At 54.9% G+C, this 13067-nt stretch carries 13 protein-coding genes; all 13 read left to right on the top strand.

Annotated features, from left to right (window positions below):
- The first annotated feature begins 57 nt into the window (after positions 1–57).
- The 13 genes from rpoC (at position 58) to rpsC (ending at position 13059) form a co-directional block, all read left to right on the top strand.
- Positions 58–4257, top strand: a complete 4200-nt coding sequence (gene rpoC / locus JFT91_RS02460; RefSeq protein ID WP_007916472.1) for a DNA-directed RNA polymerase subunit beta' — start codon at positions 58–60, stop codon at positions 4255–4257.
- 216 nt (positions 4258–4473) lie between these two features.
- On the top strand, positions 4474–4845 hold the full coding sequence (rpsL, locus tag JFT91_RS02455; RefSeq protein WP_003186084.1) for a 30S ribosomal protein S12: 372 nt from the start codon (positions 4474–4476) through the stop codon (positions 4843–4845).
- Between the two features lie 107 nt (positions 4846–4952).
- Positions 4953–5426, top strand: coding sequence for a 30S ribosomal protein S7 (gene rpsG / locus JFT91_RS02450; RefSeq protein WP_201228700.1), 474 nt, complete (start codon positions 4953–4955; stop codon positions 5424–5426).
- A 30-nt stretch (positions 5427–5456) separates the two neighbouring features.
- Positions 5457–7562, top strand: a complete 2106-nt coding sequence (fusA, locus tag JFT91_RS02445; RefSeq protein WP_201231476.1) for an elongation factor G — start codon at positions 5457–5459, stop codon at positions 7560–7562.
- A 31-nt stretch (positions 7563–7593) separates the two neighbouring features.
- Positions 7594–8787: an elongation factor Tu gene (tuf, locus tag JFT91_RS02440; RefSeq protein ID WP_007918472.1), complete on the top strand. Its 1194-nt coding sequence runs from the start codon at positions 7594–7596 to the stop codon at positions 8785–8787.
- 158 nt (positions 8788–8945) lie between these two features.
- A complete protein-coding gene (gene rpsJ / locus JFT91_RS02435) occupies positions 8946–9257 on the top strand; it encodes a 30S ribosomal protein S10 (protein WP_003186070.1) in 312 nt (103 codons plus the stop codon).
- Between the two features lie 80 nt (positions 9258–9337).
- Positions 9338–9973, top strand: coding sequence for a 50S ribosomal protein L3 (gene rplC / locus JFT91_RS02430; RefSeq protein WP_003228738.1), 636 nt, complete (start codon positions 9338–9340; stop codon positions 9971–9973).
- Between the two features lie 12 nt (positions 9974–9985).
- Complete coding sequence (gene rplD / locus JFT91_RS02425; RefSeq protein WP_007918468.1) at positions 9986–10588, top strand: 50S ribosomal protein L4; 603 nt, start codon at positions 9986–9988, stop codon at positions 10586–10588.
- Entirely contained in the window at positions 10585–10884 is a 300-nt protein-coding gene (gene rplW, locus JFT91_RS02420; RefSeq protein ID WP_002555488.1) for a 50S ribosomal protein L23, read from the top strand. The genes rplD and rplW overlap by 4 nt, the downstream gene beginning before the upstream one ends.
- A gap of 14 nt (positions 10885–10898) precedes the next feature.
- Positions 10899–11723, top strand: coding sequence for a 50S ribosomal protein L2 (gene rplB / locus JFT91_RS02415; protein ID WP_003228734.1), 825 nt, complete (start codon positions 10899–10901; stop codon positions 11721–11723).
- Between the two features lie 16 nt (positions 11724–11739).
- The gene (rpsS, locus tag JFT91_RS02410; protein ID WP_003228731.1) at positions 11740–12015 is read left to right on the top strand and encodes a 30S ribosomal protein S19; all 276 of its coding nucleotides are present in this window, start codon (positions 11740–11742) and stop codon (positions 12013–12015) included.
- Between the two features lie 11 nt (positions 12016–12026).
- Positions 12027–12359: a 50S ribosomal protein L22 gene (rplV, locus tag JFT91_RS02405; RefSeq protein ID WP_003103908.1), complete on the top strand. Its 333-nt coding sequence runs from the start codon at positions 12027–12029 to the stop codon at positions 12357–12359.
- 13 nt (positions 12360–12372) lie between these two features.
- Positions 12373–13059 (top strand): 30S ribosomal protein S3, encoded by a 687-nt coding sequence (gene rpsC / locus JFT91_RS02400; protein ID WP_003176422.1) that lies wholly within the window; start codon positions 12373–12375, stop codon positions 13057–13059.
- Positions 13060–13067: the final 8 nt, after the last annotated feature.

Here is a 13067-nt window from a genome sequence, read left to right as displayed (position 1 = left end):
CGCGAATCGAGAGCGGGGCAGGATTGCCCGCTCTCTGCTCCGCCAGGAGGAAAGGCCTTGAAAGACCTACTGAATTTGCTGAAAAACCAGGGTCAAGTCGAAGAGTTCGACGCCATCCGTATCGGATTGGCCTCGCCTGAGATGATCCGCTCATGGTCGTTCGGTGAAGTTAAAAAGCCGGAAACCATCAACTACCGTACGTTCAAACCTGAGCGTGACGGTCTGTTCTGCGCCAAGATCTTTGGCCCGGTAAAGGATTACGAGTGCCTGTGCGGTAAGTACAAGCGCTTGAAGCATCGTGGTGTGATCTGCGAGAAGTGCGGCGTTGAAGTTGCGCTGGCAAAGGTTCGTCGTGAGCGCATGGCGCACATCGAACTGGCTTCGCCGGTTGCCCACATCTGGTTCCTGAAATCGCTGCCGTCCCGTATCGGCCTGCTGATGGACATGACCCTGCGTGATATCGAACGCGTTCTCTACTTCGAGAGCTATGTCGTTATCGATCCAGGCATGACCACCCTTGAAAAAGGTCAGCTGCTGAACGACGAGCAGTACTTCGAAGCGCTGGAAGAGTTCGGTGACGACTTCGACGCCCGCATGGGTGCTGAAGCTGTCCGTGAGCTGCTGCACGCTATCGACCTGGAACACGAGATTGGCCGTCTGCGTGAAGAAATTCCGCAAACCAACTCCGAAACCAAGATCAAGAAGCTGTCCAAGCGTCTGAAGTTGATGGAAGCCTTCCAGGGTTCCGGCAACCTGCCAGAGTGGATGGTGCTGACCGTTCTGCCGGTTCTGCCGCCAGATCTGCGTCCACTGGTCCCGCTGGATGGCGGTCGTTTCGCGACTTCCGACCTCAACGATCTGTATCGTCGAGTGATCAACCGTAACAACCGTTTGAAGCGCCTGCTTGATCTGTCCGCTCCGGACATCATCGTGCGCAACGAAAAGCGTATGTTGCAGGAAGCTGTCGATGCTCTGCTCGACAACGGTCGTCGTGGCCGCGCTATCACCGGTTCGAACAAGCGTCCTCTGAAATCCCTGGCTGACATGATCAAGGGTAAGCAAGGTCGTTTCCGGCAGAACTTGCTCGGTAAGCGTGTTGACTACTCCGGTCGTTCGGTAATTACCGTAGGCCCGACCCTGCGTCTGCATCAGTGCGGTCTGCCGAAGAAGATGGCTCTCGAGCTGTTCAAACCGTTCATTTTCGGCAAGCTCGAAATGCGTGGTCTCGCGACCACCATCAAAGCGGCCAAGAAAATGGTCGAGCGCGAGCTGCCAGAGGTTTGGGACGTTCTTGCTGAAGTGATTCGCGAACACCCGGTTCTTCTCAACCGTGCACCGACCCTTCACCGTCTGGGTATCCAGGCGTTTGAACCGGTACTGATCGAAGGTAAGGCTATCCAGCTGCACCCTCTGGTCTGCGCCGCGTACAACGCCGACTTCGACGGCGACCAAATGGCCGTGCACGTACCGCTGACGCTGGAAGCCCAGCTCGAAGCGCGTGCGTTGATGATGTCGACCAACAACATTCTGTCGCCAGCCAACGGTGAGCCAATCATCGTTCCGTCGCAGGACGTTGTATTGGGTCTGTACTACATGACTCGTGAAGCGATCAACGCCAAAGGCGAAGGTCGTGTGTTCGCGGATCTGCAGGAAGTTGACCGTGTGTTCCGTGCCGGCGAAGCCGCACTGCACGCCAAGGTTAAAGTACGTATCAACGAAACCGTCAATGACCGTGACGGCAACAGCGTGAGCGGTACCCGTATTGTCGACACTACTGTCGGCCGTGCGCTGCTGTTCCAGGTTGTGCCAAAAGGTCTGTCGTACGACGTCGTCAACCTGCCGATGAAGAAAAAGGCGATCTCCAAGCTGATCAACCAGTGCTACCGCGTGGTTGGTTTGAAAGAGACCGTGATCTTCGCTGACCAGTTGATGTACACCGGTTTCGCTTACTCGACCATCTCCGGCGTTTCCATCGGTGTTAACGACTTCGTTATCCCGGATGAAAAAGCCCGCATCATCGGTGCTGCCACCGACGAAGTGAAAGAGATCGAGAGCCAGTACGCCTCCGGCCTGGTAACCCAGGGCGAGAAGTACAACAAAGTGATCGACCTTTGGTCGAAAGCGAACGACGAAGTTTCCAAGGCAATGATGGCCAACCTCTCGAAAGAGAAGGTTATTGACCGTCACGGCGTTGAAGTCGATCAAGAGTCTTTCAACTCGATGTACATGATGGCTGACTCGGGTGCACGGGGTTCCGCAGCACAGATTCGTCAGCTGGCCGGTATGCGTGGTCTGATGGCCAAGCCAGACGGTTCCATCATTGAAACGCCGATTACTGCGAACTTCCGTGAAGGTTTGAGCGTACTTCAGTACTTCATCTCGACTCACGGTGCTCGTAAAGGTCTGGCGGATACCGCGTTGAAAACTGCGAACTCCGGTTACCTGACTCGTCGTCTGGTAGACGTTGCGCAGGATCTGGTTGTAACCGAGATCGATTGCGGCACCGAACACGGTCTGCTGATGACTCCGCACATTGAAGGCGGTGACGTTGTAGAGCCGTTGGGTGAGCGCGTATTGGGTCGTGTTATCGCTCGTGACGTGTTCAAGCCAGGTACCGAGGACGTTATCGTTCCTGCCGGCACTCTGGTAGACGAGAAATGGGTCGAATTCATCGAGCTGAACAGCATCGACGAAGTGATCGTGCGTTCGCCGATCAGTTGCGAAACCCGCTACGGCATTTGCGCCAAGTGCTACGGCCGTGATCTGGCTCGTGGTCACCAGGTGAACATCGGTGAAGCTGTCGGCGTTATCGCTGCCCAGTCCATCGGTGAGCCGGGTACACAGCTGACGATGCGTACGTTCCACATCGGTGGTGCGGCTAGCCGTACTTCCGCAGCCGACAGCGTTCAGGTGAAGAATGGCGGTACCGTCCGTCTGCACAACCTGAAACACGTTGAGCGAGTGGATGGCCATCTGGTTGCTGTATCCCGTTCCGGTGAGCTGGCAATCGCTGATGACTTCGGTCGTGAGCGTGAGCGTTACAAGCTGCCGTACGGTGCTGTGATTTCGGTTAAAGAAGGTGACAAGGTCGACGCTGGCGCAATCGTGGCCAAGTGGGATCCGCACACTCACCCAATCGTTACCGAAATGAAAGGTACCGTGACCTACGTGGGCATGGAAGAAGGCATCACGATCAAGCGTCAGACTGACGAATTGACCGGTATGACCAACATTGAAGTACTCGATGCGAAAGATCGTCCAGCTGCGGGCAAAGAAATTCGTCCAGCAGTGAAGATGGTCGACGACAACGGCAAGGATCTGTTGCTGCCAGGCACTGACGTTATCGCTCAGTACTTCCTGCCAGCCAACGCCCTGGTCGGTGTTGCGGATGGTGCGAAGATCGCGATCGGTGATGTTATCGCGCGTATCCCGCAAGAAACTTCGAAAACTCGAGACATCACCGGTGGTCTGCCGCGTGTTGCCGACTTGTTCGAAGCTCGTCGTCCGAAAGAAGCGTCGATTCTGGCTGAAGTCAGCGGCACCATCGCGTTCGGTAAAGAAACCAAAGGCAAGCGCCGTCTGGTCATTACCCCGAACGACGGTACCGATCCGTACGAAGAGCTGATTCCGAAGTGGCGTCACCTGAACGTGTTCGAAGGCGAACAGGTAAACCGCGGCGAAGTTATCTCCGACGGTCCAAGCGATCCACACGACATCCTGCGTCTGTTGGGTGTGAGTGCGCTGGCCAAGTACATCGTGAACGAGATCCAGGACGTTTACCGTCTGCAAGGCGTGAAGATCAACGACAAGCACATCGAGACCATCCTGCGTCAGATGCTGCGTAAAGTTGAAATCGCTGAATCCGGCGATTCGAGTTTCATCAAGGGCGACCAGATGGAACTGACTCACGTACTGGTAGAGAACGAGCGTCTGGGCGGCGAAGACAAGTTTGTCTCCAAGTACACTCGCGTTCTGCTGGGTATCACCAAGGCGTCGTTGTCCACCGAATCGTTCATCTCGGCGGCTTCCTTCCAGGAAACCACCCGCGTACTGACCGAAGCGGCAGTCACCGGCAAGCGCGATTACCTGCGCGGCCTGAAAGAAAACGTGGTCGTGGGTCGTTTGATCCCGGCGGGTACCGGTTTGGCTTATCACAGCGAGCGCAAGCGTCGTCGTGAAGCAGACAAGCCGTTGCGCGTGAGCGCCAGTGAAGTGGAAGCTGCACTGACCGAAGCGTTGAACTCGAGCGGTAACTGAGTTCTGCGAAAAATGAGCGTAAGGCCCTGATCACTCCGTTCGTCGAATCGAGACATTTTGTCGAGGTTCGAGGGGCGGGGAGGTCGGGGCCTTGCCTTGACTGGGGACAAGATCCTCTTTAGACTCTTGATCCCCTAAATTTGGCGGGAATTCGTTCCTGCCATTTTGCTTTTCTTGCAAGACAATAGCGTCGCAAGACAACAGTGGAGCTAGTAGATGGCAACTATCAACCAGCTGGTACGTCAGCCGCGTAAGCGTATCGTCGAGAAATCCGACGTACCTGCGCTGCAGAACTGCCCGCAACGTCGTGGCGTGTGCACCCGTGTGTACACCACCACGCCGAAAAAACCTAACTCGGCACTGCGTAAAGTATGCCGTGTGCGTCTGACCAACGGTTTCGAGGTTTCCTCGTACATCGGCGGTGAAGGCCACAACCTGCAAGAGCACAGCGTGGTACTGATCCGCGGCGGTCGTGTAAAAGACTTGCCAGGTGTTCGTTACCACACCGTTCGCGGCTCCCTGGATACTTCCGGCGTTAAAGGTCGTAACCAAGGTCGTTCGAAGTACGGTACCAAGCGTCCGAAGTAATCGGCCGTTTTGCAGATTTTTATTTTATTGAGTCGATAAGAGTAAGGTCGGGCACGCATCCATTGGATCTGTCCCGAGCTAACCTGAAGACCGCTTGAGGGCTTATCATGCCAAGACGTCGCGTAGCAGCAAAGCGTGAGATTCTGGACGATCCGAAATACGGAAGCCAGATCCTCGCCAAATTCATGAACCACGTTATGGAAAGCGGCAAGAAAGCCGTTGCCGAGCGTATCGTTTATGGTGCCCTGGATACCGTTGCGACCCGTAAGGCTGGCACCGATCCCCTGGAACTCTTCGAAAAAGCACTCGACGCCATCGCTCCGCTGGTCGAAGTGAAGTCGCGCCGTGTAGGCGGTGCTACTTACCAGGTTCCGGTCGAAGTTCGCCCGTCCCGTCGTAACGCTCTGGCAATGCGCTGGTTGGTAGACTTCGCGCGTAAGCGTGGCGAGAAGTCTATGGCTCTGCGCTTGGCTGGCGAGCTGCTGGATGCTGCTGAAGGTAAAGGTGCTGCTGTTAAGAAGCGTGAAGACGTGCACCGTATGGCTGAAGCCAACAAAGCTTTCTCGCACTACCGCTTCTAATTTTAGCTTCACTAATTTTGCGAGGGCTTTATGGCTCGTACTACTCCGATTAGTCGCTACCGTAACATCGGTATCGTCGCTCACGTGGATGCTGGTAAAACCACCACCACCGAGCGCGTCCTTTTTTACACCGGCAAAAGTCACAAAATGGGCGAGGTGCATGATGGCGCCGCGACCACAGACTGGATGGTTCAGGAGCAGGAGCGTGGTATTACCATTACTTCTGCTGCTATTACCGCCTTCTGGAAGGGTTCCGAGAAGCAGTACAAAGATGAGCACCGCTTCAACGTAATCGATACCCCGGGCCACGTGGACTTCACTATTGAAGTTGAGCGTTCCCTGCGCGTACTCGACGGCGCTGTCGTTGTGTTCTGTGGTACCTCGGGTGTTGAGCCTCAGTCGGAAACCGTATGGCGTCAAGCCAACAAATACGGCGTTCCACGTCTTGTTTACGTAAACAAGATGGACCGTGCTGGTGCCAACTTCCTGCGCGTGATCGGTCAGATCAAGCAGCGCCTGGGTCACACTCCAGTGCCAATCCAGTTGGCTATCGGTTCCGAAGACAATTTCCAGGGTCAGATCGATCTGCTGACCATGGAAGCTGTTTACTGGAACGATGCTGACAAAGGTATGGTTCCTGTTCGCAAGCCTATCCCTGCTGAACTGCAGGAACTGGCTGACGAATGGCGCAACAACATGGTTGAGGCTGCTGCCGAAGCCAACGAAGAGCTGATGAACAAGTACCTCGAAGGTGAAGAACTCACCAACGTGGAAATCAAGGCTGCTCTGCGTCAGCGTACTATCGCTGGTGAGATCGTCTTGGCTGTTTGCGGTTCCTCGTTCAAGAACAAGGGCGTTCCCCTGGTTCTCGATGCTGTGATCGACTACCTGCCGGCACCAGTTGATATTCCTGCCATCAAGGGTACTGACCCGGATGACGAGACTATCGAGCTGGAGCGTCATGCAGACGACGCAGAACCGTTCTCCGCTCTGGCATTTAAAATTGCCACTGACCCATTCGTGGGTACTTTGACCTTCGTCCGCGTTTACTCGGGCGTGTTGAACTCCGGCGACGGCGTGATCAACTCGGTTAAAGGCAAGAAAGAGCGCGTGGGTCGTATGGTGCAAATGCACGCAAACGCCCGTGAAGAGATCAAGGAAGTACGCGCTGGTGACATCGCGGCCCTGATCGGCATGAAGGACGTCACCACTGGTGAAACCCTCTGCAACGCTGACAAGCCAATCATCCTGGTTCGTATGGACTTCCCGGAGCCGGTTATTTCGGTTGCCGTAGAGCCTAAGACCAAGGATGACCAGGAAAAAATGGGTATCGCTCTGGGCAAGCTTGCTCAGGAAGACCCGTCTTTCCGCGTCAAGACTGATGAAGAGACTGGTCAAACGATCATCTCCGGCATGGGCGAGCTGCACCTGGACATCCTGGTTGACCGGATGCGCCGTGAGTTCAACGTCGAAGCCAACATCGGTAAGCCTCAGGTTTCCTATCGTGAGCGCATCACGAAGAACTGCGAAATCGAAGGCAAGTTCGTTCGTCAGTCCGGCGGTCGTGGTCAGTTCGGCCACTGCTGGATCCGTTTTGCTCCTGCTGACGAAGGTCAGGAAGGTCTGCAATTCGTGAACGAAGTTGTAGGTGGTGTGGTTCCTAAGGAATACATCCCGGCTATCCAGAAGGGTATCGAAGAGCAGATGAAGAACGGCGTTGTTGCCGGCTATCCGCTGATCGGCCTGAAGGCTACCGTGTTCGATGGTTCTTACCACGACGTCGACTCCAACGAGATGGCGTTTAAAGTGGCTGCCTCCATGGCGACCAAGCAACTGGCCCAGAAGGGCGGTGGTGAGTTGCTTGAGCCGATCATGGCTGTAGAGGTTGTTACGCCTGAAGACTATATGGGTGATGTGATGGGCGACCTTAACCGTCGTCGCGGCATGATCCAGGGTATGGAAGACACAGTGTCCGGCAAAGTAATTCGTGCCGAAGTTCCACTGGGTGAGATGTTCGGTTATGCGACCGACGTTCGTTCCATGTCCCAGGGTCGCGCAAGCTACTCTATGGAATTCAAAAAATACGATACGGCTCCGACGCACATCGTCGAATCCGTAACCAAAAAACAAGGCTGATTCAGCCCCTTTAGGCTAGGAGTTAATTGTCGTGGCTAAAGAAAAATTTGATCGTTCCCTACCGCACGTCAACGTTGGCACCATCGGTCACGTTGACCACGGTAAAACCACTCTGACTGCTGCTCTGACTCGCGTTTGCTCCGAAGTTTTCGGTTCCGCAATCGTTGACTTCGACAAGATCGACAGCGCACCAGAAGAAAAAGCACGCGGTATCACCATCAACACCGCTCACGTTGAGTACAACTCGAAGATCCGTCACTACGCTCACGTTGACTGCCCAGGTCACGCTGACTATGTGAAGAACATGATCACCGGTGCTGCTCAAATGGACGGCGCTATTCTGGTTTGCTCGGCCGCTGATGGTCCGATGCCACAAACCCGTGAGCACATCCTGCTGTCCCGTCAGGTAGGCGTTCCGTACATCGTGGTTTTCCTGAACAAGGCTGACCTGGTAGACGACGCTGAGCTGCTGGAACTGGTTGAGATGGAAGTTCGCGACCTGCTGTCCACCTACGACTTCCCGGGCGATGACACTCCAATCATCATCGGTTCGGCTCGTATGGCTCTGGAAGGCAAAGACGACAACGAGATGGGCACCACTGCCGTCAAGAAACTGGTTGAGACTCTGGACAGCTACATCCCAGAACCAGTACGTGTTACCGACAAGCCGTTCCTGATGCCAATCGAAGACGTATTCTCGATTTCGGGTCGCGGTACTGTTGTGACTGGTCGTATCGAGCGCGGTATCGTTCGCGTTCAGGATCCGCTGGAAATCGTTGGTCTGCGTGACACCACCGTTACTACTTGCACCGGTGTTGAAATGTTCCGCAAGCTGCTCGACGAAGGTCGTGCTGGCGAGAACTGCGGCGTTCTGCTGCGTGGCACCAAGCGTGACGACGTTGAGCGTGGTCAGGTACTGGTTAAGCCGGGTTCGGTTAAGCCGCACACCACCTTCACTGCAGAAGTTTACGTTCTGAGCAAGGAAGAAGGCGGTCGTCACACTCCGTTCTTCAAAGGCTACCGTCCACAGTTCTACTTCCGTACTACTGACGTGACTGGTAACTGCGAGCTGCCAGAAGGCGTTGAAATGGTAATGCCAGGTGACAACATTCAGATGACTGTTACCCTGATCAAAACCATCGCAATGGAAGACGGTCTGCGTTTCGCTATCCGTGAAGGCGGTCGTACCGTCGGCGCTGGCGTCGTAGCCAAAATCATCGCGTAATTCTCTTTTATAGAGATTGCCTGATGCTTTGAAAAAGCCTCCGCTCAGCGGGGGCTTTTTTATTGGGTTGACACCTATATGGGGCGTCTATAGAATTGCGCCTCCTTTTAACGGGCGTATTGCGCTCGGTGGGAATAGCAGCCGGAGTCTGAAATCCAATGCAAAATCAGCAAATCCGTATCAGGTTGAAGGCTTTCGACCATCGCCTGATCGACCAATCAACCCAGGAAATCGTGGAAACCGCGAAACGTACTGGTGCTCAAGTGCGTGGTCCAATTCCACTGCCTACCCGTAAAGAGCGGTTCACCGTTCTGGTTTCTCCGCACGTCAACAAAGACGCGCGCGACCAGTACGAAATCCGCACTCATAAGCGCGTTCTGGACATCGTCCAGCCAACGGATAAAACCGTTGATGCTCTTATGAAGCTTGATCTTGCGGCCGGTGTGGAAGTGCAGATCAGCCTCGGCTAAGACTCGGTCTTAGTCGTGTAACGCTCTGAAATGGGCGGCCATAGCGGGTGAAAGCCCCGTACACTCATGAGGTTTACAACATGACTATTGGTGTAGTCGGTCGTAAATGCGGTATGACCCGTATTTTCACCGAAGAAGGTGTCTCCATTCCGGTCACGGTCATTGAGATCGAACCGAATCGCGTCACCCAGTTCAAAACTGAAGAGACCGATGGCTATCGTGCAGTGCAAGTCACTGTCGGCGAGCGTCGTGCTTCGCGTGTAACAGCAGCTCAGGCTGGCCACTTCGCTAAAGCGAACGTTGCCGCTGGTCGCACCACCATGGAATTCCGTCTTGAAGAAGGCGAGTACCAGGCTGGCGATCTGATCAACGCTGAAATCTTCGCCGCTGGTCAACTGGTTGATGTAACCGGTCAGTCCAAGGGTAAAGGCTTCCAGGGTACGATCAAGCGTTGGAATTTCCGCGGGCAAGATAACACCCACGGTAACTCCGTATCCCACCGCGTCCCAGGCTCTATCGGCCAGTGCCAGACTCCTGGTCGTGTATTCAAGGGCAAAAAAATGTCCGGTCATATGGGCGCTGAGCGCGTGACCGTGCAGTCCCTGGAAGTAGTGCGCGTGGACGCTGAACGCAATCTGTTGTTGGTCAAGGGTGCTGTTCCTGGCGCTACTGGCGGCAACCTGGTTGTACGTCCAGCAGCCAAGGCTCGCGGTTAAGGGGAAGCTGACATGCAATTAAATGTAAATGACGCTCAAGCGATCGAAGTTTCCGAACTGACATTTGGCGGCGAATTCAACGAGACGCTGGTTCACCAAGCAGTCGTGGCCTACATGGCCGGCGGCCGTCAAGGTACCAAGCAGCAAAAGACCCGTTCCGACGTTCGTGGTGGCGGTAAGCGCCCATGGCGTCAGAAAGGTACTGGCCGTGCTCGTGCCGGTACTATCCGTAGCCCAATCTGGCGTGGCGGCGGTACCACTTTTGCAGCACGTCCACAGGATCACTCCCAGAAGCTGAACAAGAAGATGTATCGCGCAGCAATGCGTTCCATCCTTGCTGAGCTGGTGCGTACTGATCGTCTGGTCGTGGTTCAGGATTTCGCTGTTGAAACTCCGAAAACCAAAGATCTGCTGGGCAAGCTGAACAACATGAGCCTGACCGACGTTTTGATCGTGTCGGACGCTGTTGATCAGAACCTGTACCTGGCTGCTCGTAACCTGCCGCACGTAGATGTACGTGACGTTCAAGGTTCCGATCCAGTTAGTCTGATCGCATACGACAAGGTGTTGATCACCGTGTCGGCCGTGAAGAAATTCGAGGAGCTGCTGGGATGAACCAGGAACGCGTATTTAAAGTTCTGCTTGGCCCGCACGTTTCCGAGAAGGCTACGGTTCTGGCAGACAAGAAAGGCCAGTTCGTTTTCAAGGTTGCTACTGACGCAACCAAGCTGGAAATCAAGAAGGCCGTCGAAAGCCTGTTCAGCGTGAAAGTAGAGCGCGTCACTACCCTGAATGTTCTGGGTAAGAGCAAGCGCACTGCTCGCGGCCTGGGCAAGCGTAATGACTGGAAGAAGGCAGTTATCTCCCTTCAGCCAGGCCAAGATCTCGATTTCAGCAGCAGTGCTGAGTAAGGAAGGGGTGCATCATGGCAATCGTTAAATGCAAACCGACTTCCCCTGGCCGCCGTTTTGTGGTCAAGGTGGTCAACCAGGAGCTGCATAAAGGCGCTCCTCACGCACCGCTGCTCGAGAAAAAATCGAAGACTGGTGGTCGTAACAACAATGGCCGTATTACCACGCGTCACATTGGTGGTGGTCATAAGCAGCATTATCGTATGGTCGATTTCCGTCGCAACGACAAAGATGGCATCGTCGCCACTGTCGAGCGTATCGAATACGATCCAAACCGTACTGCTCACATCGCACTGCTCTGCTACGCAGACGGCGAGCGCCGCTACATCATTGCCCCTAAAGGCGTGAGTGCTGGCGACCAGCTGATCGCAGGCGCTCTGGCTCCAATCAAGCCAGGCAACGCTCTGCAACTGCGCAACATTCCAGTCGGTTCTACCGTACACGGCATCGAACTGAAGCCAGGTAAAGGCGCTCAGATCGCTCGTTCCGCTGGTGCTTCGGCTCAGCTGATCGCTCGTGAAGGCGTTTACGTTACCCTGCGTCTGCGTTCCGGTGAAATGCGTAAAGTCCTGGCTGAATGCCGTGCGACCCTGGGCGAAGTCTCGAACTCCGAGCACAGCCTGCGTTCGCTGGGTAAAGCTGGTGCCAAACGCTGGCGTGGCGTTCGCCCAACCGTTCGTGGTGTTGCCATGAACCCGGTTGACCACCCACATGGTGGTGGTGAAGGTCGTACCTCTGGTGGTCGTCATCCGGTATCGCCATGGGGCTTCCCGACTAAGGGCGCGAAGACTCGTGGTAATAAGCGTACCGACAAAATGATCGTCCGTCGTCGCAAGTAAATAGAGGGATACGACAGTGCCACGTTCTCTGAAAAAAGGTCCTTTTATTGATCTTCACCTACTGAAGAAGATCGAAGTGGCGGCGGAAAAGAACGATCGCAAACCAATTAAGACTTGGTCGCGTCGTTCGATGATCCTGCCACAGATGGTCGGTCTGACCATCGCCGTACATAACGGTCGTCAGCACGTCCCAGTTCTCGTGAACGAAGACATGGTCGGCCATAAACTGGGCGAGTTCGCCGGTACCCGCACTTATCGTGGGCACGTGGCAGACAAGAAAGCCAAGCGTTAAGGGGTTAGGAAATGGAAGTAGCCGCTAAGTTGTCGGGCGCTCGAATCTCCGCCCAGAAAGCCCGCTTGGTCGCCGACCAGATCCGCGGGAAGAAGGTGGGCGAAGCGCTCAACTTGTTGGCTTTCAGCAGTAAGAAAGCCGCCGAGATCATGAAGAAAGTGCTGGAGTCGGCCGTAGCCAACGCCGAGCATAACGAAGGCGCAGACGTTGATGACCTGAAGGTCAGCACCGTTTTCGTCAACGAAGGGCGTTCGCTGAAGCGCATCATGCCACGTGCCAAAGGCCGTGCTGATCGCATCGTCAAGCGGTCTTGCCATATCACTGTCAAGGTTGCTGACAAGTAACGGAGTCGAAGAGATGGGTCAGAAAGTACATCCCATTGGCATTCGCCTGGGAATCGTCAAGGAGCACACCTCCGTCTGGTACGCAGACGGTCGGACTTATGCGGACTACTTGTTCGCAGATCTGAAAGTGCGTGAGTATCTCCAAGACAAACTAAAAAGCGCGTCCGTAAGCCGTATCGATATCCATCGTCCGGCCCAAACTGCACGTATCACCATCCACACCGCTCGTCCAGGTATCGTTATCGGGAAGAAAGGTGAAGATGTTGAGAAACTGCGTCAGGACCTGACCAAGCAAATGGGTGTGCCTGTGCACATCAATATCGAAGAGATCCGCAAGCCGGAGCTCGACGGTATGCTGGTTGCGCAGAGCGTAGCTCAGCAGCTGGAGCGTCGTGTAATGTTCCGTCGCGCTATGAAGCGCGCAGTACAGAACGCCATGCGCATTGGTGCCAAAGGCATCAAAATCCAAGTGAGCGGTCGTCTCGGCGGTGCTGAAATCGCACGTACTGAATGGTATCGCGAAGGTCGTGTGCCATTGCACACCCTGCGTGCCGACATCGACTATGCCAACTACGAAGCTCACACCACTTACGGTGTGATCGGTGTAAAGGTTTGGATCTTCAAAGGCGAAGTAATTGGTGGTCGCCAAGAAGAGCTGAAACCACAAGCACCAGCGCCTCGTAAAAAAGCTGCTAAGTAAGGGGTACG

The sequence above is a fragment of the Pseudomonas sp. TH08 genome, from assembly GCF_016651275.1.
Taxonomy (GTDB): domain Bacteria; phylum Pseudomonadota; class Gammaproteobacteria; order Pseudomonadales; family Pseudomonadaceae; genus Aquipseudomonas.
Note: the sequence above shows the minus strand (reverse complement) of the source record. Positions and strands in the feature narration are given on the sequence as shown.

Bases quoted from the DNA above. Each gene is read 5' to 3' on its own strand.
- rpsL (WP_003186084.1), top strand. From the start codon at position 4,474: ATGGCAACTATCAACCAGCTGGTACGTCAGCCGCGTAAGCGTATCGTC.
- rpsG (WP_201228700.1), top strand. From the start codon at position 4,953: ATGCCAAGACGTCGCGTAGCAGCAAAGCGTGAGATTCTGGACGATCCG.
- fusA (WP_201231476.1), top strand. From the start codon at position 5,457: ATGGCTCGTACTACTCCGATTAGTCGCTACCGTAACATCGGTATCGTC.
- rpsJ (WP_003186070.1), top strand. From the start codon at position 8,946: ATGCAAAATCAGCAAATCCGTATCAGGTTGAAGGCTTTCGACCATCGC.
- rplC (WP_003228738.1), top strand. From the start codon at position 9,338: ATGACTATTGGTGTAGTCGGTCGTAAATGCGGTATGACCCGTATTTTC.
- rplD (WP_007918468.1), top strand. From the start codon at position 9,986: ATGCAATTAAATGTAAATGACGCTCAAGCGATCGAAGTTTCCGAACTG.
- rplW (WP_002555488.1), top strand. From the start codon at position 10,585: ATGAACCAGGAACGCGTATTTAAAGTTCTGCTTGGCCCGCACGTTTCC.
- rplB (WP_003228734.1), top strand. From the start codon at position 10,899: ATGGCAATCGTTAAATGCAAACCGACTTCCCCTGGCCGCCGTTTTGTG.
- rplV (WP_003103908.1), top strand. From the start codon at position 12,027: ATGGAAGTAGCCGCTAAGTTGTCGGGCGCTCGAATCTCCGCCCAGAAA.
- rpsC (WP_003176422.1), top strand. From the start codon at position 12,373: ATGGGTCAGAAAGTACATCCCATTGGCATTCGCCTGGGAATCGTCAAG.